The organism is Microcoleus sp., from assembly GCF_049646505.1.
Lineage (GTDB): Bacteria > Cyanobacteriota > Cyanobacteriia > Cyanobacteriales > Microcoleaceae > Microcoleus.
Genome location: NZ_JBARVX010000095.1, coordinates 1 through 22,401, shown reverse-complemented (window position 1 = coordinate 22,401; position 22,401 = coordinate 1). Strand labels below are relative to the sequence as shown.

19 protein-coding genes and 1 pseudogene are annotated in these 22,401 nt (G+C 44.6%); 12 read left to right on the top strand and 8 right to left on the bottom strand.

Going from position 1 to position 22,401, the window contains the following annotated elements; translation table 11 throughout:
- The 4 genes from pruA to WBA89_RS05485 form a co-directional block, all read left to right on the top strand.
- A partial coding sequence (gene pruA, locus WBA89_RS05500) for an L-glutamate gamma-semialdehyde dehydrogenase (RefSeq protein ID WP_424404523.1) occupies positions 1–2,901 on the top strand: 2,901 nt, incomplete at its 5' end.
- Positions 2,902–2,974: 73 nt separating this feature from the next.
- Entirely contained in the window at positions 2,975–4,603 is a 1,629-nt protein-coding gene (locus WBA89_RS05495; protein WP_424404522.1) for a glycosyltransferase family 39 protein, read from the top strand.
- Between the two features lie 3 nt (positions 4,604–4,606).
- The gene (locus WBA89_RS05490; protein ID WP_424404521.1) at positions 4,607–6,259 is read left to right on the top strand and encodes a glycosyltransferase family 39 protein; all 1,653 of its coding nucleotides are present in this window, start codon (positions 4,607–4,609) and stop codon (positions 6,257–6,259) included.
- 259 nt (positions 6,260–6,518) lie between these two features.
- Positions 6,519–6,998, top strand: a complete 480-nt coding sequence (locus WBA89_RS05485) for a hypothetical protein (protein WP_424404520.1) — start codon at positions 6,519–6,521, stop codon at positions 6,996–6,998.
- A 311-nt stretch (positions 6,999–7,309) separates the two neighbouring features.
- Here WBA89_RS05485 and WBA89_RS05480 read toward each other — a convergent pair whose 3' ends face one another.
- A complete protein-coding gene (locus WBA89_RS05480) occupies positions 7,310–9,355 on the bottom strand; it encodes a S8 family serine peptidase (protein WP_424404519.1) in 2,046 nt (681 codons plus the stop codon).
- Between the two features lie 103 nt (positions 9,356–9,458).
- On the opposite strand from WBA89_RS05480, the gene WBA89_RS05475 reads away from it, so the two are divergent.
- From WBA89_RS05475 to WBA89_RS05455, 5 genes are all read left to right on the top strand, one after another.
- The gene (locus WBA89_RS05475) at positions 9,459–10,508 is read left to right on the top strand and encodes a lysylphosphatidylglycerol synthase transmembrane domain-containing protein (protein WP_424404518.1); all 1,050 of its coding nucleotides are present in this window, start codon (positions 9,459–9,461) and stop codon (positions 10,506–10,508) included.
- Positions 10,509–10,909: 401 nt separating this feature from the next.
- Complete coding sequence (locus WBA89_RS05470) at positions 10,910–11,158, top strand: DUF2281 domain-containing protein (RefSeq protein WP_424404517.1); 249 nt, start codon at positions 10,910–10,912, stop codon at positions 11,156–11,158.
- Between the two features lie 91 nt (positions 11,159–11,249).
- Positions 11,250–11,531: a DUF433 domain-containing protein gene (locus WBA89_RS05465; protein WP_424404516.1), complete on the top strand. Its 282-nt coding sequence runs from the start codon at positions 11,250–11,252 to the stop codon at positions 11,529–11,531.
- 172 nt (positions 11,532–11,703) lie between these two features.
- Positions 11,704–12,003: a type II toxin-antitoxin system HigB family toxin gene (locus tag WBA89_RS05460; protein ID WP_424404515.1), complete on the top strand. Its 300-nt coding sequence runs from the start codon at positions 11,704–11,706 to the stop codon at positions 12,001–12,003.
- Positions 11,987–12,391 carry a helix-turn-helix domain-containing protein gene (locus WBA89_RS05455; RefSeq protein WP_424404514.1) on the top strand — a complete coding sequence of 135 codons (405 nt, stop codon included), beginning with the start codon at positions 11,987–11,989 and terminating at the stop codon, positions 12,389–12,391. The genes WBA89_RS05460 and WBA89_RS05455 overlap by 17 nt, the downstream gene beginning before the upstream one ends.
- Before the next feature lie 140 nt (positions 12,392–12,531).
- Here the strand turns inward: WBA89_RS05455 and WBA89_RS05450 are convergent, their stop codons facing one another.
- From WBA89_RS05450 to WBA89_RS05440, 3 genes are read right to left on the bottom strand one after another with little or no spacing between them, the layout of a single operon-like run.
- A complete protein-coding gene (locus WBA89_RS05450) occupies positions 12,532–12,828 on the bottom strand; it encodes a hypothetical protein (protein ID WP_424404513.1) in 297 nt (98 codons plus the stop codon).
- Complete coding sequence (locus WBA89_RS05445; RefSeq protein WP_424404512.1) at positions 12,828–13,238, bottom strand: hypothetical protein; 411 nt, start codon at positions 13,236–13,238, stop codon at positions 12,828–12,830. Before WBA89_RS05445 ends, WBA89_RS05450 begins: the two co-directional genes overlap by 1 nt.
- Positions 13,239–13,257: 19 nt before the next feature.
- On the bottom strand, positions 13,258–13,560 hold the full coding sequence (locus WBA89_RS05440) for a hypothetical protein (RefSeq protein ID WP_424404511.1): 303 nt from the start codon (positions 13,558–13,560) through the stop codon (positions 13,258–13,260).
- A 359-nt stretch (positions 13,561–13,919) separates the two neighbouring features.
- Here WBA89_RS05440 and WBA89_RS05435 point away from each other — a divergent pair, with 359 nt between their 5' ends.
- Both WBA89_RS05435 and WBA89_RS05430 read left to right on the top strand, forming a co-directional pair.
- On the top strand, positions 13,920–14,117 hold the full coding sequence (locus WBA89_RS05435; RefSeq protein WP_424404510.1) for a hypothetical protein: 198 nt from the start codon (positions 13,920–13,922) through the stop codon (positions 14,115–14,117).
- Positions 14,114–14,308: a hypothetical protein gene (locus WBA89_RS05430; RefSeq protein WP_424404509.1), complete on the top strand. Its 195-nt coding sequence runs from the start codon at positions 14,114–14,116 to the stop codon at positions 14,306–14,308. The genes WBA89_RS05435 and WBA89_RS05430 overlap by 4 nt, the downstream gene beginning before the upstream one ends.
- A 137-nt stretch (positions 14,309–14,445) precedes the next feature.
- On the opposite strand, the gene WBA89_RS05425 is transcribed toward WBA89_RS05430, so the two are convergent.
- The 3 genes from WBA89_RS05425 to WBA89_RS05415 all read right to left on the bottom strand — a co-directional run bounded on the left by WBA89_RS05425 (position 14,446) and on the right by WBA89_RS05415 (position 19,647).
- Positions 14,446–14,772 (bottom strand): hypothetical protein, encoded by a 327-nt coding sequence (locus WBA89_RS05425; RefSeq protein ID WP_424404508.1) that lies wholly within the window; start codon positions 14,770–14,772, stop codon positions 14,446–14,448.
- A gap of 8 nt (positions 14,773–14,780) precedes the next feature.
- The gene (locus tag WBA89_RS05420) at positions 14,781–15,341 is read right to left on the bottom strand and encodes a cysteine peptidase family C39 domain-containing protein (RefSeq protein WP_424404507.1); all 561 of its coding nucleotides are present in this window, start codon (positions 15,339–15,341) and stop codon (positions 14,781–14,783) included.
- A 160-nt stretch (positions 15,342–15,501) separates the two neighbouring features.
- On the bottom strand, positions 15,502–19,647 hold the full coding sequence (locus tag WBA89_RS05415) for a M10 family metallopeptidase C-terminal domain-containing protein (protein ID WP_424404506.1): 4,146 nt from the start codon (positions 19,645–19,647) through the stop codon (positions 15,502–15,504).
- 376 nt (positions 19,648–20,023) lie between these two features.
- On the opposite strand from WBA89_RS05415, the gene WBA89_RS05410 reads away from it, so the two are divergent.
- Positions 20,024–21,697 carry an NB-ARC domain-containing protein gene (locus WBA89_RS05410; protein WP_424404505.1) on the top strand — a complete coding sequence of 558 codons (1,674 nt, stop codon included), beginning with the start codon at positions 20,024–20,026 and terminating at the stop codon, positions 21,695–21,697.
- A 251-nt stretch (positions 21,698–21,948) separates the two neighbouring features.
- Here the strand turns inward: WBA89_RS05410 and WBA89_RS05405 are convergent.
- Positions 21,949–22,401: pseudogene (locus tag WBA89_RS05405) on the bottom strand (multidrug ABC transporter ATP-binding protein); the annotation flags it as partial.

The window sequence follows — 22,401 nt, the reverse complement described above, 5'->3', positions numbered from 1 at the left end:
ACTCAAGACAAAAAGCGATCGTTTTTTGGCCAACTGCAAGACCAAATGCGCTGGGACGACAAACTGATGGATTGGGCAATGGCAAGCCCCGGACTGCGGGTGCAATTGTTTAGATTTATTGACTGTTTGCCCGCCCTCCGCAGCAAGCCGGAAATTGCCCGCCACTTGCAAGAATACCTGACTGTGGAAGAGGTAGAATTGCCCGAAGCTTTGAAAAAATTGCTCAGCTTTGCTAACGCTGATTCTGTCCCCGGTCAATTGGCGGCGACGACGGTTGCGCCTGCGGTGGAAACTTTGGCACACAAGTATATTTCTGGGGAAAATATCAAGCAGGTAATTAAAACCTTAGAGCGACTTCGCAAAGATAAAATGGGTTTTACAGTTGACCTTTTGGGGGAAGCTGTGATTACAGAAGCTGAGGCGGAAAGTTATCTCAACCGCTATTTGGAATTGATGGCGGAACTCGCGAAGGCAGCGAATAATTGGTCGCAGGTAGATGCTATTGACAAAGCTGATGGCGAAACTTTGCCGCGAGTGCAAGTATCTGTCAAATTAACGGCTTTTTATTCTCAGTTTGACCCGCTGGATGCTAAAGGCAGCGAGGAGAAAGTCAGCGAGAGAATTCGCCTGTTATTGCGCCGCGCCCAGGAGTTGGGAACTGCCGTTCACTTCGACATGGAACAGTACGCCTACAAGAGTTTAACTCTCAGCATTCTCAAAGACTTATTGTTAGAGGAAGAGTTTCGCAGCCGCACGGATATTGGTATCACGTTGCAGGCATATTTGCGCGACAGCAAGCAAGATTTGCAAGAGATTATTGCGTGGGCTAAAAAACGCGGCAATCCCATAACTGTACGGCTGGTGAAAGGCGCTTATTGGGATCAGGAAACTATCAAGGCGATGCAGAAAGATTGGCCGCAGCCGGTCTACAATGATAAGGTTGCTACGGATGCTAATTTTGAAGCAATGACGCAGTTGCTGCTAGAAAATCACGACTATTTGTATGCAGCAATTGGCAGCCACAACGTGCGATCGCAAGCTAGGGCGATCGCCATTGCCGAAACTCTCAACATACCGCGCCGCCGCTTTGAAATGCAGGTACTGTACGGTATGGGCGACAAATTGGCGAAGCTTTTGGTCGATCGGGGTTATCGCGTCCGAGTATACTGTCCCTACGGCGATTTGTTGCCGGGAATGGCTTATTTAATCCGCCGATTGCTGGAAAATACCGCCAACAGTTCCTTTATCCGGCAAAGTTCCGAAGAAATGCCGATCGAACAATTATTAGCCGCCCCAGTAGCCAACGGCAACGACCAGCTAGTTTACAGCAAAGTATTCCCCAACGTCGCCGATACCGACTACGCCAATACCAAATTGCGGCAACAAGCAGAAACAGCCATCAAATCAGTGCGGGAAAACTTAGGAAAAACCTACTTACCCCTAATCAATGGCGAGTACCAAAATACCGAAACCACAGTTAACTCTCTCAACCCTTCCAATCCCGCAGAAATAGTCGGCAAAATCGGATTGATTTCGGAAGAACAAGCAAAACTTGCCCTAGAATCAGCCAAATCTGCCTTTACAGGCTGGCGCAAAACCCCCGTCCGCCAGCGCGCCGGAGTTTTGCGAAAAGCAGCAGAATTGATGGAACAAAAGCGGCACGAACTGTCAGCTTGGATGGTATTTGAAGTCGGCAAACCTGTCAGAGAATGCGATGCCGAAGTTTCCGAAGCGATCGATTTTTGCCGCTACTACGCCGACGAAATGGAACGGTTGGAACAAGGGCAAAATTACGATGTAGCCGGAGAAAACAACCGCTACACCTATCAGCCGCGCGGCATTTCTTTGATTATTTCCCCTTGGAATTTCCCCCTGGCAATTCCCGTAGGCATGACAGTTGCATCGCTGGTTGCTGGTAACTGCACTTTACTAAAACCAGCGGAATTTTCCTCAGTAATTGCGGCAAAAATAGCTGAGATTTTGCTAGAAGCAGGCATTCCTAAAGGCGTATTTCAATACGTGCCTTGCAAAGGTTCAACCGTGGGCGCGTACATGGTGAAACACCCCGACGTTCACATGATTACCTTCACCGGTTCTCAGGAAGTTGGCTGTCAGATTTATGCGGATGCTGCGATTTTGCAGCCGGGACAAAAACACCTGAAACGAGTAATTGCGGAAATGGGCGGCAAGAATGCAATTATTGTCGATGAAAGTGCGGATTTAGACCAAGCCGTGGCGGGGGTGGTTTATTCGGCATTTGGATACAGCGGTCAAAAATGTTCTGCTTGTTCGCGCGTAATTGCGATCGAATCGGTGTACGATACTTTTGTGGAAAGATTGATAGAAGCTGCGCGATCGCTCAATGTCGGTGCAGCCGAAAATCCCGGCACTCAAGTCGGGCCAGTCATCGATGCCACCGCCCAGTCGCGCATCCGCGAATACATCGAAAAAGGTCGCGCCGAAGCTAAGATAGCCTTAGAAATGGCGGCACCCGAAACCGGTTATTTTGTCGGCCCAGTGATTGTTACGGAAGTATCGCCGACTGCAACTCTCGCCCAAGAAGAAATTTTTGGCCCGGTGTTGTCGGTGATTCGGGCAAAAAATTTCAGCGAAGCGATTGCTATTGCTAACGGTACAAACTTTGCGTTAACCGGCGGATTGTATTCTCGCACGCCTTCGCATATCGATCGCGCCCAAGCCGATTTTGAAGTCGGAAACCTGTACATAAATCGCGGAATCACCGGCGCAGTGGTATCGCGGCAACCCTTCGGAGGATTCAAACTTTCGGGAGTTGGTTCCAAAGCCGGCGGCCCGGATTACTTGCTGCAATTCCTCGAACCGCGCACAATAACCGAAAATATTCAGCGGCAAGGTTTTGCGCCGATTGAAGGAGTGGATTAAAAAACCTATTGGTAGGGTGCGCCGGACGGTGCACCTTACTAAACAATTTAATATCAAATAAGTTATTGCACAAATGGAAATAACTAAAAACAGCAATAAAGTGCATCTTTTTCAGGCATTGCCTCCGAAGGGACTGCGAGTTGTAATCGTTGTTTTATTAGTTCTAGGCATATTTTTTCGCTTCGCCAACCTAGGACAGAAAGTTTACTGGATAGATGAAAGTTACACATCCCTGCGGATATCTGGCTATACAGAAGCTGAGTTTATTCAGCAAGTAGGTGACGGAAAAATTCGGGATATTCAATACTTACAAAAATACCAGCGGATTAATTCAGACAAAAGCGTAGTCGATACTGTAAAAGGATTAGCATTAGAAGAACCTCAACTCGCTCCTCTGTATTTTATAGCAACCAGATTTTGGGTGCAACTGTTCGGCGATTCAATAGCTGTAACTAGAAGTATGTCGGCAGTTTTTAGTTTGCTCGCATTGCCTTGTATGTATTGGCTGTGCTTAGAATTATTTGAGTCCTCGCTGACAGCTTGGTTGGCAGTTTCATTACTAGCTGTATCGCCTTTTCAAATAGTTTACGCTCAAGAAGCTCGACCTTACAGCTTGTTTGTATTAGTAGTTTTACTCTCAAGCGCAACTGTGCTGCGGGCGATGCGGCTAAACACTAACAGCAGTTGGGCACTTTATGCCGTAACAGTAGCGCTGGGATTTTATTCTCACCTATTATTTGCACTGGTGGCGCTAGGGCAGGGAATTTATGTAGTAGTTATAGAAAAATGGCGGATTAATAAAACTGTTATTGGCTATTTTATAGCATCAATTTTGGGATTTATTGCTCTATCTCCCTGGACTATAATATTTCTAAAAAATTCGCATAATGCCAGTGAAAAAACAGCATGGCAGTCTGTCAAAATACCTGTGTTGCAATTAATAAGAAATTGGATTTTGAACATTAGCCGTCAATTTTTAGATGTGGGATTGTACTCGGATTTGCCGCGATTCTATTTGATATTTATTCTGCCAGTTATTTTAATGATTTTAATAAGTGTCGGATATGCTGTTTATTTCCTTGTAAATCAGACACAAATACGTGTTTGGTTGTTTGTGGTGACATTGATGTCCGTGACAGTAGCGATTTTCTTGCCAGCAGATTTAATTTTGGGAGGGATTCGGTCTATCAATACTCGTTACATGATTCCCTGTTATTTAGGAATGCAGATATCTGTTGCTTACCTGCTGGCTGAAAAAATTATATCTCCTACAGTGAAACTCCAATTCCAAAAACTGTGGAGGCTGGCTTTGGCTGCTGTACTCTCTATTGGAATTATATCCTGCTGCATCTATTTGCCGGCCGACTCTTGGTGGAATAAAGACCGCTCTTATATTAACATCCCGATCGCCCGCACGATCAACTCAGCTTCTCGGCCTTTACTGGTTGCAGACTTGTGGGTGTATAGTGTAGATACGATCGCTAATTTACTCAGTCTGAGTTACCTGCTAGTTCCCCAAACTAAATTTATCGTATTCCCGCCTAAAGTTGTGGAAATTCCGCCAAACTTTAACGAAATTTTTCTCTACGCGGGTGTCCCCGAATTAAAAACTGAAATAGAAAAAAATACTCCTTATGAAATTTCAACTATTTACACTCTAAAAAATCAAGATATAATTTTGAGCAAATTGCAAAAAAAATGAATCATGGTGGAAAAAATACGTTTTAATGTTGCTAGGAAATGGTTGAGTTTTCTGATAATCGCTTTATTAGTTATTGGCATATTTTTTCGCTTCGCAAATCTCGACCGCAAATTTTACTGGATCGACGAAACCTATACTTCTTTGAGAGTTTCGGGCTACACCGAAGCGGAAATTATCAAACAAATTTCCTACCAGCAAATAATCTCGCCCTCGGATTTACAAAAATACCAGCAGGTAAATTCCGAAAAAACCTTAAGCGATACCCTGAATTCCTTAGCAACCGAAGACCCGCAGCACCCGCCGCTGTATTATGTACTAGCGCGATTTTGGGCGCAATGGTTCGGCACTTCAGTTACAGCAATGAGAAGTTTGGCAGCCCTGATTAGCTTGCTAGTATTTCCCGCCATTTATTGGCTGGCTTGGGAGTTATTTGAATCCTCAGCAGTAGCATGGATGGCGATCGCAATTTTTGCGATTTCTCCCTACCACATCTTATTTGCCCAAGAAGCCAGACAGTACAGTTTGTGGACATTAACTACTATTTTATCCAGTGCGGCCTTGCTGCGATCGATGCGCCCCGATGAAAATCAAAATCCAATTTGGCTGGTTTCCCACTGGGCGCTTTACGCAGTCACAGCAGCAATGGGATTTTACACCCACTTGTTATTTGTCTGCGTCGCCGCCGCCCATGCAATCTACGTCGCAATTATTGCCAACTGGCGCGATGTCAAAACATTTGTTGCCTATTACGTAGCAGCTTTAATCGCTTTAATCTGCTTCATGCCTACCCTGGTAAATACTGTAGAAAATTTCAATCAAATTAGAAGCACAACATTATGGGCAGAACAGACAAGTCTGTTAAGATTAGTTAGCAGGTGGGCGGGCGCCCTCAGCATAGCATTTTTTGATATTGGCATTGATGGAAGTGCCAGCGCCGCACAACTAGCGTTGCTAATTCCCGCTGGCCTCGCGATTCTAGCTTTAGTGGGCTATGCGATTTATTTTCTGTGCCGGCAAACACCAAAGCGGGTTTGGTTGATGGTATTGTTATTAATTGCCACAACTGCAATATTTTTAGCTTTGCCCGATATACTAAAAGGGGGAAGGCGATCGGGAAATCCGCGATATTTAGTTCCTTGTTATGTGGGAATTCAGCTAGCAGTTGCTTACCTGCTGTCTGCGAAAATTAGCAACAATCTCGATAATTTTAAACAGCAAAAACTGTGGAAAATAGTAATAGCTGTACTGTTTTTAGCAGGGATAGTATCCGGTGGAGTTAGTTCTGGGGCCGATACTTGGTGGAATAAAGGCAGCGGCTGGCTTGGGGCAGAATTGGAAGTAGCAAGAATAGTGAATCAAGCCAGCAATCCCCTGATAATCAGCGATGCGAATATCGCATACATGATGGCTTTGAGTTATCGCCTAGAACCAAAAGTAAAACTGCTAATAGAACCGCGCTGTTATACTTCTTGCTACAAAAATCAAGAATTGGCACGAAAAAAACCTGAACCCCCGACAATTCCCGGCGGTTTGGGCGACTTGTTTTTATACAGACCTTCCTCAGCTTTGCGATCGGCAATTGGAAAACAAAACTATCAAATAGATCCGGCGGTTAGTAATGTCGATCTCAATCTCTGGAAAATTACTAAAAAATAATCTAAAAGATTGGGGGAAAAAACATTTGGTTCGCTGTGAAATACGGCCCAGCAACTAAATTTTTGAAAGTATGTCGCAAGTAGAGTAGAATATGGCTGCTTTTCGCGGTAAGCTATAAGTCATACCAAATTGATAAAATAGCGCTACATATCTACCCCCCCCCAACCCCCCCTTATAAAGGGGGGGAGTCAAACTGTCGGTAGTAGCATAACTTTATGAAATTGGTATCAATAATCAAAAAACAACATAAAAATCTAAAATGACAGTCACTGAAACTTCAAATATTCGCAAACTGCTGTGCGATCCAGAGTTAGGGCTGATCCCTCACCTAGAAAAGTGCTTGAAAGATTTGCACTCGTCGGCGATCGCCAGCGGAGAGAAATTTAAGGTAGAACCTTACGATATCGAACTGCAAAGCTGCGACACCCAGAAGCATCCCAACGACCAAAGACCGATCGTCACTCAGTCAGTGTTAATCAAAATTCCCTTGACAGGGAAAGCTGAAGACAAGATCCACTTATTTCTGATTGCAAGTGACTTGCAGAACCAAATCGACATCAAAATCATCGACTGGAGTGCCTTAGAACGCCGCCAATACGACATTCACGGCATCCCCTTAAAGCAGCCGATTACCAAAATTGAGGGCGAGATGAAATACGAGTTAGTATTCGATCGACCAAATCACTGCTGCATCACTCTGTGCCGCCAATTTGACTTGATTTACGCCGCCAATTATTAAGGATCGGAGTTGGTGGTTGACGCTGCAACTATACAAAATTAGGACTGAGGATCGAAAACTTAATAACTTAAACACCTCCTACAGTCCTATCTCGTGTCAGTTGCTTTCTTCAAAGGAGGCAGAGCCTCCGGATCTGCATTACCAGGCAGAGCCTGGTAACGAGCAATAAGGAGGCAGAGCCTCCGGATCTGCATTACCAGGCAGAGCCTGGTAACGAGCAATCGCTTAAGTTATTAAATTTTCATTCCTAAAGTCCTTCTTGAAATTGCGATGAGGAAAAACTGAATTCCTCACTACAAACCCGATCGAATTTAAACCGATCGATTGGCAGTTTCCGCCAGAATCTGCTTAATTTGAGCAGGAGTCAGATTCGGATTTGCCTGCAACATCAAAGCGATCGCCCCAGCTACGTGCGGCACTCCCATTGAAGTACCCGCAACATATCGATAGGGAATCCCCGGTTGAGAAAGCGGCACAGTTGAATAAACGTCACCAGAATCTGCCCTGCCACCGTCGCCGCCGGGAGCAACAAAATAATTGAGCGCCTCCGCACCCGCTTGGTTAGAATAATCTGCAAACAAGCCGTTGCGGCTAACACCACCGACAGCAATTCCTACCTCGTTGGCAAACCGAGCCGGATAATCCACCTCCGGGCGAGCATCATTTCCGGCTGCCGAAATTACGATCGCGCCTCGAGCTTCAGCGGCTCGAACAGCATCCAATTCTCGATCGTTAAACTGTTTGCCCCCCAAACTCACATTAATTATTTTAGCTCCATTTGCCACCGCATAATTAATCGCATCAATTTCATCCCTAATTTTGCCCACTCCCGCCTCATCGAGTATTTTCAAAGGCATAATCTTCGCAGTTGGAGCCGTTCCAGTAATTCCTACCCCATCTTTTTTCGCAGCAACTAAACCCGAGATATGAGTGCCGTGACTGTTATCATCCATCGGGTCATTATCGCCGCTAACAAAATCCCATCCCCGGAAATCATCAACAAATCCATTACCATCATCATCAACGCCGTTGCTAGCTTTATTGCGACCGCCCGCATCAACGCCGATTTCCCCCGGATTGCTCCAAACATTCCCGGTCAAATCCGGGTGATTGTAGTCTATTCCGCTGTCGATAACTGCTACTACAATACCGTCTCCAGTCAAGCCTTGCGCCCAAACTTCTGGAGCTTTAATTAAATCTCTGCCCCACTCGTCGCCGCCCAAGTCGGGAACGTCAGGAAAAGTTGGAACACCCGCAGCCTTAGCAACTGCTGCCGCTGCATTCACCAAACCAAACCCAAAACGAGAGTCAAAGCCAGGTAAGTTGCTAATATTGTTGGCTGAAATAGTTGGAGGGGTTGCAGACAGATTTAGGGTAAAGTTTGTACTTTCTCGATCTTGATAAACTCGAATAAAGTAAGTTCCTGCTGCCAAACTTTTGATGTCGATCGCTTCCGGCGATAAATCCGGTTCTTGAGAAGAAGCAATAATATCGGTAAAGTCAATAGAATTGTCGCCGTTAATATCTTTAATTACAGCAACGTCAACATTTGCACTAAAATCGCTGACAGTTAATTTAAAGTCGCGAGTTGCAGGCAAAGTAAAGCGGTAAAGGCCGTCTGGTTGAGCGCTGCTAACTGAGTCGGCGATGGTTTGAGTGCTGTCCAAAACGCCTAAGTCGCGAGCTTGACTTAGTTGGTTTCCCAATACGCTACTTGCAGAGATGAATGTATCTGCGAGGTCTTGTGGAGATGCGTTGGCTACCAAGCCTAAAATAGCATTGGATTGGCGAATCTTAATTAATGTATTGGAAATTCCGGGGGCGATCGCGATTTCTTCGAGAATCAAGTCAGCTTCGGTAAGATTGTCAGTCAGCCCGATCGCATCCACAAAACTGTTAAAGTCAGTAATGATATCAGCGGCTGCGGGATCGGAGACTGCCGTGTCGCTGCGGAGGACGAAGGTATCGGAGCCCAAACCCCCTGTCAGGGTATCTGTGCCCCCATCGCCTACTAAAACGTCGTTAGCGCGGCCGCCGTAGAGGGCATCATCTCCCCTACCTCCCTGCAGGGTATCGCTGCCAGAATTGCCAAATAAGAAGTCATTGCCGGTACCGCCGTTAAGCAAGTCATTTCCGACACCGCCGAATAGTGTATCGGAATTGCTGCCGCCGAGGAGTCTGTCGTTACCGCTGTTACCGTTGAGGCGATCGGCATCCGAGGAACCGACAATAAAATCGTTGCCTCCGAGGGCAAAAAGTCCGTTAGGATAAGGAGTCAAAAAGCCCGGAGTTAATGCGAAACTGTTGGGACTATCATCTAAAAGATAGGAGAGATTGTCAGAACTCGGGCCTGCCATAGAATTTTACTCCTCAAGTACGATCGATCTAAATTTTAGATATAAAACATGAAATTGTGGTTAAGAAATCTACAATCCCAAATTCACTAATCAGGATCGGAAAATGGGAAAACAACACTTGCATCGACTGCAGAATTTTTTCAAGCTGGCGAAATCGCGTTTAAAGCCTTATGTTCGCTATGTGATTCTGGGCGGGACGTTTGTATTTATTGCGAAAGCTTTTTTCACTCACTGGCGAGAAGTTGCGAACATCCAAATTCGAGCCGAAAGTTTTCCCTTGCTGGCGATCGCCCTCGGCATTACTTTGCTGTCTCTGATTTTTGTCGGCTGGGTGTGGATGTTAATTTTGCGGGAATTCGGTCAATATGTAAATGCACGGTGGGCGATTCAAGTTTTTCTGAAAACTAATATTGCGAAGTATTTGCCGGGGAATATTTGGCATTTTTGGGGTCGCATCTTGGAGGCGAAAAAGGCTGGTATTTCCTCTAAATTTGCTACTCTCAGCGTGTTGCTCGAACCGCTGCTGATGGCTTCTGCGGGCGTGCTGATTGGGTTGATTTGTTTTGACAAATTCAATGGGTTTTTGCGGATTGTCGGTTCTGCTGCGATTTTAACGGCGATTCATCCCCGAATTTTAAATCCGATCGTCCTATTTGTGGAGCGGTTGAAGTTATCGAAGAAGAATGGGGAAAATGCCAAGGTTGAGGAGGTGGCGGGCGATCGACCAATTTCGCGTTTAGAGTCTAGCTCCAATCTAGCTAAAAACACATCGGGTGTCAAGTCCCCCCGCGAAATTAATTTACCAATTAAACGCTATCCTTTAGTGCCGTTAATCGGACAAATATGTTTTATCGGATTGCGGGGCTGCGGTTTTTTGCTAACGGTAATGGCTTTAAATCCGGTGAATTCGATTGATATTCCGAACTTGTTCGGTGCTTTTTGTTTGGCGTTTGTGGTGGGTTTAGTGGTACCGGGTGCGCCCGGAGGGATGGGAGTATTTGAAGCAACGGCGATCGCCCTGCTGTCCGATCGCTTTTCTGTGGCTATAATTTTGAGTGCGGTGGCTTTGTATCGGATAATTAGTATTCTGGCGGATGTTTCGGGTGCTGCTTTGGCAAAGATCGATCGCCAGCGCGATCGGCACAGTAAGTGAGTGGGAAAATATACAGCATTTCTTAGAAAGATGAGGGGCATTGGCCAAACAGGGCATAGGGCATAGGGCATGGGGCATGGGGCATGGGGCATACCTCACGACGCGATCGAACTGCTATACAATGCCAGCAGGCTTACTAGGGAGCATTTCATATTTGTAAAAACACTTATTCTGGTTCTTTGCTTCTGACTCTTTCCTTCTGCTTTCTGTCTCCTGTCTCAAAACTATAATTCACATATTTTTACTGGATTGTTGGTGTTTGAAGGTGTACCGCAGTTAGATTGGTTGGCTAGTTGGTGAATAGACTTCGTGGCATTAGAGGAAAAGGCGATCGGCTGTGGAACTAAACCGATTATAGTTGCTAAAATAAAGATAAACTTCTCTTTATTTATAACCAGATTATGACTATTGAACAAATCAACGCTATCGTCAAAACTCTTCCCCAAAACCAAGCTAGCAAAATTCTCACTTTCGCTGAGTTTATTCGTGCCAAGTACCTGAATGCTCGCCAATTCACCGATACAGTAGACTCTATAACTTCTTGGCAGGAAGTGGTTTATTCCCTAGCTGGAACTTGGGCAGAAGACTTTCCTACTCTGGAAGAGATTCGTGCCGAGTCGGGGGAAAATATTTTGCGGTATAGCTTCTAGATGTACATAACAAAGGGGCGATAGAACTTCGTCTGTTTTTGCTAAAATTAAATATCTCTAAATATTATCAATTAGGAGCCTTTGACGCTTTATGTCTAAGCAATCAGTCATCACAAAGTATATTGAAATTACACCGGGAGTGCTTGGTGGTAAACCACGCATTGCGGGTCATCGAATTTCTGTAGCACATATCGCTGAAATGTATCTTAATATGGGAGAGTCGATCGAAAAAATCGCTAGGGACTATAATTTGTCGCCGGCTTCGGTTCATGCGGCCATGACTTACTATTACGATAATCGAGAAGAAATTGACCGCCGCACTGCTGAATCAGATGCTTTTGTCGAAGAGTTGAAGCGTCAGAGTCCACCTTGAAGCTCTGGTTTTGATTTATGAAGTGTACGCGCCTGAAAAAATGGTTGGGCGTGTTGAGTTTTTGTGAGAAATGGCAAAGGGCGATCGCACTTTTGAACCGCAGATATCCCTATTGACAGAATAAATTGTTTTAGCTAAGATAAAGTTTAGTGAAAATTGCCAAATATAGCAGATGCACATAATCAGCTATCGGCGGATGCGTGAATATAGCGAAAGTCATGCTGATTGTCGGGAAGCCCTGGATAACTGGTTTAAAATTTCTAGCAAAGCTAAATGGTCAAATTTAGTAGAAGTGCAATCTGTTTTCCCTAAAGCTGAAGCCGTGGGAGGTTTTACGGTTTTCAATATCAAAGGTAACAACTATCGATTGATAGTTAGTATCGATTATGAAAGCCAATTGATTTATATCAAATATATTCTTACTCATGCTGAATACGATAAGGAGAACTGGAAAAATGACCCTTATTTTTAATCGAGATAAATACAAAGAGTTATTGTCTCAGTATCAGCCCAAAATAATTAGAAATGAAGCTGAGAATGAAAAAGCTTTGGTGATGGTGGAAGAGTTTATGCACCGTCGCGATCGCACTCCTGAAGAAGATGAGTTATATGAATTGTTGATTGCATTGATTGAAAAATTTGAGGAAGAATACTACGCACCCGGAGCAACAGCTACTCCTCATTCACTGTTGTTGTTTTTGATGGAACAGCGATCGCTAAAACCTGCGGATTTAGTGGGAATTATTGGCTCTGAAGAAGGAGTATATCAACTGGTTAACGGTGAGGGATATTTCAGCAAAGAGCAGGCGTTGATTCTGGGTAGTTTGTTTCATGTAGAGCCGAGTTTATTTACTAATTAGCTGATGGATGTAGTGGGGATTAAGGGCGATCGCCCTTTTTGTCGTCAAGGGCGATCGTACTTTTTAGCAATCGCAGATGAATGGGGATGGATTAAGGGCGATCGCACTTTTTAGCAACTGCAGACGAGCGCTGGTTTTTGTCAATTTTGCAGAATGTATTGACTGATAATATTTTTGAGTTCTTGAGGAGCTTCTTTGGCAATCGCCGCTCCTAAATCGGGACGGACAACCCACCACCAAACCAGTTGTTCTAAACGATCGGGAGGATTTTCATTAGGACACAATTCGATCGTACCTTCATTGACACCAATAATATTAGCACAAAGGTCATTAGCAATACTAACACGAGCGTCTAGATTTTCAAACTGTACGATGTCTTGCCAGCTAATTTCATTGGGAATAGAATTGAGGATTGATTGGATATCTAGAGTCAGCATTAAACTGTTCCTCCGAAAGCTATAATAACTCTAATGCCAAAGTCTTGTTGTTCTGCAAAAGATTGAGTGCTGAGCCATCCTCTCACGGTTAGAGTATTCGTACCTGTGAGTTCAGGTTGGACGGAGTTGTAGAAATTGGTAATTTCCTGATGAATTGACCCAGTACCGTGTTCTAGCCGGACGAGATTGCCTGTATTGTGTATTGCTTGGGCCCCGAATCTCTGTAAATTTGATGTTGTTTGCCCAACTATATGATGCCACGCTAACCCCGCTCCTGCCACCCCGATCGTTCTTTTAAATTCACCAAAAGTTTGAAACCCTTGTCCGGCTGTTATAGGTGAGATGACTGTCCTTGATGCTAGTTCTCTAGCTAGTCGTCTCGCTATTTCTCGTCGAGTTTCCTCTGTCATTTATGCGAGTTAGCTTTGACTACTTTAATTTAATTTTACGATCGTTTATCACGCTTAAATCCCGATCGGCATATTCAGAAAAGTCACCCAAATTATGTACTTCACCTTTAGCTGCTTGGGCGAGGCCGCACTTAACGGCGGCTAATGCTTGGGGGTTTTGCCACAACCACTGTTCGCGATCGGGTATGTTGGTTATTGGGTCTAATAAAATTTGTCCGGCTTCGTTGACGAGAACGCGATACTCGGTTGATTTGGGTTCGAGGTTTAAACTTAGGTGTCCTTGGTTATCTGTGCTGATTAAGTTTTTCAGAGTCCAAAACATATTTTTCAGCTATTATATAATTGAGTAAAACTCAACCTATAGAGTTTTACTCAATTATAACAAATTAGATGTTGTTTGTCTATTCTGATTTTAAGGGCGATCGCACTTCGTTAAAATAAAGGCGCTCGGACTAGATAAAGGGGGATAGACACTGTTGCTAAAGTACACTCTGTTATGCTTTAATGATAGCAGCTTGTTATCGGGGTATAAATCTGGCTGATTTACCATCAGAAACTACGGAAATCATCAATTAATTAAAACAGCAGTCGTTAAATATTGTTAATAAAGCTTTAGCCTTGGAATTAACCATTTTTGAACTATTTGGAGAGACAGACGCAACGATTGCGGCACTAGATGAAATGAAAAGTGCAGCCGAAAATGCTGAATCTTCCTACTCCCAACTATCTACTATCCAGCTTCAAATTGCCCAAGCTCAACCTGTTGCCTCTAGTGATATGTTACAATTACTAGAACGAGCTATAGCACGAACCCAAGCAAGGATTCCCGCACTGGAGCGTAGTATTGAAGAAGTTAAGATGGAATATAACTTGCCATGAATAAACAACCGCGCATCCCCGATCCAGAAACATCTAAACGTTTACTAGCTAATCTCCGTCGAACTCGTTTGGAGGTTCAAGAAGTCAATTTAGAATTGGGAGAGATTAATGCGATGCTGGCAGAACAGCAACGCCTGCAAAGATTGAATCGAGTCAGGCGATCGCTCGATAGCTCAACAGTAGAAGTATAAATTTGTTAGCAAAACCTGCCAAAATTTTAAGGAACGCGATCGCACTTTTTTAACCACAAATAGAGGTGGGGTGATGAAGGGCGAGCGCGCTTTTTGTCGTAAGGGCGATCGCACATGAGAAGCAACGAGTTTTCGCCTCATTGTACGGCTATTTTAACTTCTTTATTCAAAGAGAATCGTTCTATTTCTAGAAATTCAAAATCGCCAAGATTAATGGGAAATTCTAGACAGTCTCCGCGATTAAATTGAGACAATAGCTTATACAGTTTAACACTGGCTTCCTGATTCCATTTAAAGGTTTTACAGAAATGCACATCGCCCTTGATTAACGGGATAGTCTGTCCTAAAGCTGTGGCTGTTTCTGCGGTCATAGTAAATTGATGCTGCTCTCGATCGAGCAATATAATGATATTGAATGTTCCGAACTCGCTGGCTGGTTCTATTGAAAGCACTGTTATATTCATGGGATGCCTCAGAAAACTGCAATTTGATTCCAAACGTTTAAAAATTCATCTATATTCATTTTATACCTTGTCCCTTCCCAGGGGTCTCGAATTAGAACAAGTCCTGTCCGATCGAGGCCGTCAACTACTACCATGTGTCCGACTCTGTTACCAAATTCTTTCATTTGAGCCATCCACGACTGTTCAGTATTTAATAACAGGTTAAAAGCTGCTAGAGGTGTTGATGTATCAATAAAACCAGCTTGCCATCGATGAGAAGTAGCCGGAGTCAGTTCGTTAAGGGCATTGGCAATTTCTTCAGCGGATGTGGGTGCTCCTGTTAAATTTTCAATAGCGGCTTGTTCAATATTAGCAATTCCTCGATCTTTGAGGAGTATTTCAGCACTAGCAGGGCCACAGGATAGGTTACTTTGCTGTCTGACAACTCTGGGGTCAACAATTTCATCAATTACAGGCCAACGACCACCTGATCCTAAAAGTGCTGGCGATTCCTCTTGAGGTTCGGGAGAACTGCTAGGCTTTGTACTGATGAGAATACTCCTGAGAAAAGGATAGGGGTTATCTATCAATTATAGATGGTGAGCTTTATTTTCACAAGGGCGATCGCACTTTTTGTCGTTAAGGGCGATCGACCTTTTTAGCAACCGCAGATAAACGGGGATGGATGGGGAGGGATTAAGGGCGATCGCGCTTTTTGTCGTTAAGGGCGATCGCGCTAATCCGATTATTCTAAATCATTGGCAGATTGATGGAGACAAAACTACCGCTTAGCTGACTCGGAGTTACACCGACAACAACACCTAAGATTTGACTTGAACCTGCAATCTTGATGACAGTATCTCCCTGATCGAAGTTCAGAAGTAAGTTCGATTCGGTTAATCCTTCTGTCAGTCCAATTTTATCTGCACCTAATTGGAAGTCTAAGATAGCATCTGGCAGGAAATCGCCTGTTACGGCCGCATCTTTGGGTAGGACAAAGGTATCACTGCCGGGGCCGCCGATTAAGATATCTCGACCTAAATCGCCGCTGAGGGTGTCATCGCCTTCGTTACCTTTCAGGCGATCGTTGTCTGCACCTCCTAGGATTAAATCATTGCCTCGGCCGCCAAATATATTATCATTTCCGCTGTTGCCAGTGATGATATCGTTGCCTTTATTGCCGTAGATGATGTCATCTCCGCCAAGTCCGGCAAGGGTGTCATCACCAGCGAAACCAGCGATGCTATCTGCTGCGTCAATGCCAACTAGATTGTCGTTTTCAGGAGTTCCTAAGACTTGACGCAGTGGAGGACGAGGTGGTGTTGGTGTTGGTGTTGGTAGACTATTATCTGTCGCCGATTCAGTACCGTCATTTGTGACTGTAGTGCTGGCGAAATCGACATCATTGGAGATGTCTGGGTCGTAGGTTTCACTCGTTATGCTAGAGGTACCAGTGATGTTTCCGGTTGTCGGCGCGGTAACGGTAATGCTAACAGTTGAAATTTGACCTTTGGGTACATCGCCGAGGTCAAAAGTTAGGTCATTTCCTGACTGTTTGGTGGGGGCGATGTTAGCCGAAACAAATTTAGCACCCTCTGGCAAGGTTTCGGTGAGAATTGCACCTTTAGCGTTATCAGTGCCGTTGTTGGTGACTGCAACGGTGTAGGTGAGGTTGCTTCCCGGTATTGCTGTATCGCGATCGGCTGTTTTAGTTACCGATAAATCTGCTGATTCTGTCACCTTAATCGGCAGCGGTGCGTAGCTGAAAACAGGTGCGTTATTTTCATCCATCGCCATTGCGTAGACGTAGTAATCGCCAGTGGGGATGCCTTGAGTGTTCCAGACAAAGTTGCCTGCACCGTCTTTTTCTTCAAGGCCACCTTTGATGAGAATGCCATCGAAACCTTGGTTGTCATTGTCGTAGAATAGGCTAACTTTGGCAGTGGAGTCAGAGTCAATAGCGCTGTAGTTAATGGTGACGTTTTGTCCGCTAACATCTGTAGATGGGGCAGTTACTTGAACAGTCGGAGCCTGAGAATCCTGAAATGCACTGTACTCTACAGTGCCTAAACCAGCGGAATTCGTTAAGTTGATATCCCAAGTACCTGGTTGTGGATTGGCTATAATAACTGCTTTGGTAGTTGTACTGGTGAGGGCATCAACAATTGCAATTTGATTCGCTGCAAAATCAGACTCTTTGAAAATAGTGCCATTGGGTGCTTTGATTTCAACTGGAGTATTAGCAGTGGCATTATCCCAGTTGGCGTTGAGAATTACCCACTGTGTGCCTGGGGCAACAATAAAGCCTTGTGTGGCGGAGGCTGTTCTATCTGCACTAGCTTCGAGCTGATTGGCTGAGGCAACTCTTTCGATTTGGCTAGAGGCAAGGAGAGAGCTATTTGTTCTTGGTACTGGTTTACCTACACTGGCCTCGGCTTTACCATCAAAAGAAACTTTGATCGTCGCTTCTGATTCTATTTTTATAGGCTCCCTAAAATTTAAAGGATTGAAAAATTCTATGGGCGGTAACTTACCATAAGCCTGAACAAAGTCGTTAGATAGATTGTTGTCATTAGAGTAGTTGAGTGCAAATTCTGCCTGTGCAAGTGGCTGACCTTTGAAGTTAATTTTTCCACCGCCTACTTCCTGTCCAAAAATTTTGCTTTTGGGGATTTCAATGGATATATCTGGCACTTTGACACTGGCAGCACCACCCATCACGATGTTGAAATTAGAATCGGCAGTAAATTTGCTTTTGGTATTGATTACACCGCCAAGCATTGAGAAGTCTGCCTCAGCATTGAAGAATTTTTTATTCCAATTGAGTTCAGCCTCACCTTTGCCCTCTACCAATCCACCTGCAATTTTGATAGTACCGTTTGTCTTGAGACGATCGCGAGTGATGCTACCACTTGCATTAAGTTCAACAGCAGTTCCCGAAACATCTCCGCCCGCCCAAGAAGGTAGTGATATGGTTAATTTAGGCCCAGCAGTCACGCCAACATTAGTAAGACTGCTCTCAATTTGATCGGGTTTGGTGAGATTATTTACCTGCCCCGATATGCTCTGAAGAAAAGCACCCGTAGCACCAATAGGTTTGTTGAGGTTACTTCCTCCTATCTTGACAAAGTTTAATTTTTTATCAACAAAACCAAGACCGCCACTGAGTTCAATGCCTGTCGGGATAAGCATAGTACCTTCGCCCTTAACCTCTTTGGCTTCTGTATCCAAGGATAATTTTGCACTTCTAATTTCCCAGACCTTTGGCACCAGCTTGATATTGTCTAAAGAAAATGACCCCTTGACATCCACAATGGGGCTAAAGTCACGGTTGACCTTAATGTAATTGGGCTCGGCAAAGTCGGCAGTAATAGTGAAAGGAGGGGTGGGAGTAGGAGTGGGACTGGGATCAAATACAACTAACTCGGCTTTACCTTGAAGCGTAATTCCTGCTCTTTGCTGAGTAGTATATCCAAGTGCTAAACCTGTCCCTTTAACCTCCAGTAAGTCTTCTATATTAAATTTTACATCTGGAAAATCAATTTTTGCTCCGGTGAGGCTCACGCCATCGTTGCTAATTAGGATTTTATTCTTATCCCTTATATCTAGCTTAGTTCCGCCAAATAGTTCTGGTGGGAATTGAAGCGTTCCTTCTAATTCAATTCCTTTTTCTGTAAAAGCTAAATTGGTAAACTCAACTTCTGTTCCAGCTAGCTTAAACTGGTTTGCTACTGCTTGAGTAGTTTCTCTAACTGATTTTGCAACTGCTTTTCCCACGTCAAATTCTAAATCACCTTCATACAAAGGTACTGTTAAGCCACCAATAGCTGGTGAAAATATCCCATTAGCTTTGATGGTTTTGTTGTCGTAACTAACAGAGCCATTAACACTCAATAACGGGAAAGGGCGATCTTTTAACCCTATTTGAATAGTACCGGATGACTCATAGCGTTTGGTCGTATTGTTGAATACGAATTGACCGTTAACTACTTTGAGCCTCAGCGGACTGAGATCCGGCTCGCTAATAGGAGGTGGTGTCGGAGTTGGAATTGGAAGAGTTATGGGAGTTGGAGTCGGAGTTAGGGGTGTTGGTGTCGGAGTCGGAGTTAGGGGTGTCGGAGTAGGAGTCGGAGTTGGGGGAGTAGGAGTCGGAGTCGGAGGTGTCGGAGTTGGAGTTACAACCGTCGGGGGTGTCGGTGTTGGAGGAGTCGGAGTCGGAGGTGTCGGTGTTGGGGGAGTTGGTGTTGGAGGTGTCGGTATCGCAGGCGGAATAGACGATGCTCCCCCAATTGAACCGCTAATACCCGTTAAATTTTTATCAAAAGTACCTGTTCCCGTTGTTGAATTGATAGTAATTCGCTTTCGATTTTCCGTAAAACCGATAAGATTGCCATTTTCCAATGACAGACCAAAAACATTTGTAAAGCCAATATCACCAATTTTGGTTGCTTGACCTGTTAGAGATACGGAAAACAAGCTATCACTGTTTGTACCTAGTGATGTAGCTAAAAATCGATTATTAGCAGCATCAAATACTAAGTCACCACTACTGTCGAATTCTGAACCCAAGTTAGCTGCTAAAGTTGCTGCGCCGGTACTGGTATCAATGGTGTATAAATTAGAAAAATCGGCAGCATAAAGTATATTGTTGGCAAATTCTAAAGCATTCAACAGAACAGAAGAGCCTAAGCTAAAGCTGCCAACAAGTGAAGCAGAGCCTAAATTTCGGTCTATTTTATATAAACTGCCAAACGTAATGCCGAAAAGCTCACCGCTATTAGATAAGGCAATGTCAGAGAAATTTAGGTTACTTGTTGCTATTTGTGAAAAATTTCCTGATGTTCCATCTACTGTTCCGATTTTTCCATCTCGCGTAGCAATTATAGATTCCGTCATAATCCCATCTCCTCAAAAATATAGTTGCGTAAAAACCAGCAAAGCCCGCCTAGCAAGCCTTCCTAAATACTTATCAGGGCCTTCCTCTGCTTTTTATGCCGATCGCCCTGTTTTTGTAACAAAACTTTACATTGCTCCCAACAGCAGATAAGCTGTATGCCCGATCGCCCAACCGATGCACCGTCAAACGTAGCTGACAGCCAAGCACATCATTTCACAATACTCCACAATCCTGAATCCGCAAAGGCTAAACGGCTCACCATTTGGCTCAGCAAAAAAGGCTCATTTAGCTCATTTGGCTCATTTGGCTCACTTCTCGGCTCACCAAATCGTGTAACATTCTTTACTAACGCAGAGTTTCCGTAGAGGAGTCGCAATGGCAGGTTTGCTCAGAGCATCTGAAGAAGGGCTAAAAATCATTGATATGGTACGACGCAATCTCGGATGGAATAAAGCAGATGAGCTCTGGTGTCAGGCTGCTCTCACTTCCAAAGCAACTTTAAAGCGATTTTGGACGCAGCAACCAATTAGACGAGAGACTTTTATACACATTTGCAAAGCTGTAGGTGTGAAAAACTGGCAAGATATTGTTGCGCGGGAAATTCAGGAACCAGAATTACTATTAGCTGCGATCGCAGATATCCCCCAAGACAACCAAACCGATCGCACATTCCCCCTCCCAGAAAACCTACCCCCCGTCAGAAATTGGGTACAGCGCACCAAAGAAATCGAAATCTTAAAAACCCTAATTGATCCTGCTCCCCCCCTTACCAACGAATCGCCCACTCTTGCTCCCCCCCTTACCAAGGGGGGGCTGGGGGGGGTTCCCACCGCCATCTCAATAGTCGGATTACCAGGCACCGGCAAAACCACCCTCGCCAGCCAACTAATTCGCCAACTCCACACAGAAAAAACCCCCTTCACCAGCGCCGCTTGGCAATCCTTGCAATCCGCAACAAGCAAAGCACCCCCGTGCGATCGCACAATTGACTCCCTGCTATTGGTCCTCTCCAACGGCGACATTACCACAGCCACCAACGCTCAAAATGACTGCGGCAAAAAAACCGAAAATCTGCTCAAAATCCTCAGAGAAAAACCTTGCTTAATTGTCTTCGATCCCGCCGACACACTTTTGAAAACAAGAGAAGCCAAAGCCGCCGGTTATTTCGCAGAAGATTGTGCAGAATATGCTTGGTTATTCAAACAACTATTAGAAACAGAACATCAAAGCAAAATTATTTTCACCAGTCGCGAAACCTTAGCCGAATTGCCGCCCACAGTCACCCGCGAAATCCAACTCAACGGATTGGATCGAGATAGCGCAATTTCCCTGTTGCAATCGTTTAATCTGACTGCAAATCCAGAAGAATTAGCCGAAATGGGCGATCGCTATTCTGGACATCCCAAAGCCCTACAACTCGTCGCAGCCTTGATTCGAGACGATACCGAGTTTCAAGGAAATGTCGGGAATTTTCTACACCAGAGAGACTGGTTGCTGATTCGAGACATTGAAAGTGCGATCGATAAAATCCTAGCGCGTCTGAGCGACAGCGAGCAAACTTGTCTCAGTCGAATTTCCGTCTATCAAACCTCAGAATATCCGCTATCTTTTGCAGGGATTAGCGCTCAAATGCCAGAAGTTAGCAAATACGAACTTAAAGAAAATATTATCCTTGCACTCAAGCGCCGGCAATTGCTATATTGCGATCGCCATCTCAAATCCTATCACTTGCATCCCCTAGTCCGAGAAAAGGGCGAGTACCTGCTAAATCAAAATCCCGAACATTTCCGTACCGCCCACAGCCAAGCTTATAATTATTATATCAGTATTCCGCTAAAACCAGAATCGGAATGGCAAAGTATTGAGGATATTCAGCCCTTAATCAGAGCGCATTATCATGCCTCTCAAGCACAAGATTTAGATGCAGGAAATAGGATTATTTCTGAAGTTTGTGAGTATTTGCGGCAGTGGAATTGTGCAGAGTTAGGGTGTGGAAATCTACAGTTGCCATTGTTAAAGGAAGTAAAAAACATTATACCAAATTCATAAAATAGCGCTACATATCTACCCCCCCCAACCCCCCCTTATTTCGGGGGGGAGTGGGGGGGGTAGTAGCATAACTTTATGAAATTGGTATTACCATTTCAGACACGGGAAAGATGCCCAACCCCTACTCCCCACAAGAAACTTAACCTCTTGTGGAACGGGCATCTTGCCCGTTTTCTTAGTCCGCGAAGGCGGACTTCGTTTGTGTAGCCGCGGTTTCAACCGCCCGGTTTCAACCGCCGATTTTATCAACTTCAAGTGCTCGAATAAATGCCTCTTTCTTGCAGTTGCTCCATAAAAAACTCTTCCAAAGAAGGCTTAGCCAAATTCATCCCAATTAGCTGCCCTCCCGTCGCGCTCAGACTAGAAATAAACTCCTTCGGTTCGCCCTGCAAATGCCCGTACCACAAATCATTATCAACTTCCATATCCGGTATCCATTTTTTGAGGATATTCAAGTGGCCGCCCCTACCTTCAACCCGGTAAGTTTTAGTATTTCCCAGAAGTTCGTCGATCGCACCAATGCAGATTAACTCACCGCGAGCCAAAATTGCCACCCGATCGCAAATCTTCTCCACATCCGACAGTACGTGCGAATTAAAAAAAATCGTTTTTCCTTGATTTTTTAGCGATAAAATTATCTCCCGCATCTGATAGCGCCCCATCGGATCTAAACCAGACATCGGCTCATCCAAAAATACCACATC

Coding starts and splice junctions, on each gene's coding strand:
- WBA89_RS05495 (WP_424404522.1), top strand. CDS start 2,975: ATGGAAATAACTAAAAACAGCAATAAAGTGCATCTTTTTCAGGCATTG.
- WBA89_RS05490 (WP_424404521.1), top strand. CDS start 4,607: ATGGTGGAAAAAATACGTTTTAATGTTGCTAGGAAATGGTTGAGTTTT.
- WBA89_RS05485 (WP_424404520.1), top strand. CDS start 6,519: ATGACAGTCACTGAAACTTCAAATATTCGCAAACTGCTGTGCGATCCA.
- WBA89_RS05480 (WP_424404519.1), bottom strand. CDS start 9,355: ATGGCAGGCCCGAGTTCTGACAATCTCTCCTATCTTTTAGATGATAGT.
- WBA89_RS05475 (WP_424404518.1), top strand. CDS start 9,459: ATGGGAAAACAACACTTGCATCGACTGCAGAATTTTTTCAAGCTGGCG.
- WBA89_RS05470 (WP_424404517.1), top strand. CDS start 10,910: ATGACTATTGAACAAATCAACGCTATCGTCAAAACTCTTCCCCAAAAC.
- WBA89_RS05465 (WP_424404516.1), top strand. CDS start 11,250: ATGTCTAAGCAATCAGTCATCACAAAGTATATTGAAATTACACCGGGA.
- WBA89_RS05460 (WP_424404515.1), top strand. CDS start 11,704: ATGCACATAATCAGCTATCGGCGGATGCGTGAATATAGCGAAAGTCAT.
- WBA89_RS05455 (WP_424404514.1), top strand. CDS start 11,987: ATGACCCTTATTTTTAATCGAGATAAATACAAAGAGTTATTGTCTCAG.
- WBA89_RS05450 (WP_424404513.1), bottom strand. CDS start 12,828: ATGCTGACTCTAGATATCCAATCAATCCTCAATTCTATTCCCAATGAA.
- WBA89_RS05445 (WP_424404512.1), bottom strand. CDS start 13,238: ATGACAGAGGAAACTCGACGAGAAATAGCGAGACGACTAGCTAGAGAA.
- WBA89_RS05440 (WP_424404511.1), bottom strand. CDS start 13,560: ATGTTTTGGACTCTGAAAAACTTAATCAGCACAGATAACCAAGGACAC.
- WBA89_RS05435 (WP_424404510.1), top strand. CDS start 13,920: ATGAAAAGTGCAGCCGAAAATGCTGAATCTTCCTACTCCCAACTATCT.
- WBA89_RS05430 (WP_424404509.1), top strand. CDS start 14,114: ATGAATAAACAACCGCGCATCCCCGATCCAGAAACATCTAAACGTTTA.
- WBA89_RS05425 (WP_424404508.1), bottom strand. CDS start 14,772: ATGAATATAACAGTGCTTTCAATAGAACCAGCCAGCGAGTTCGGAACA.
- WBA89_RS05415 (WP_424404506.1), bottom strand. CDS start 19,647: ATGACGGAATCTATAATTGCTACGCGAGATGGAAAAATCGGAACAGTA.
- WBA89_RS05410 (WP_424404505.1), top strand. CDS start 20,024: ATGGCAGGTTTGCTCAGAGCATCTGAAGAAGGGCTAAAAATCATTGAT.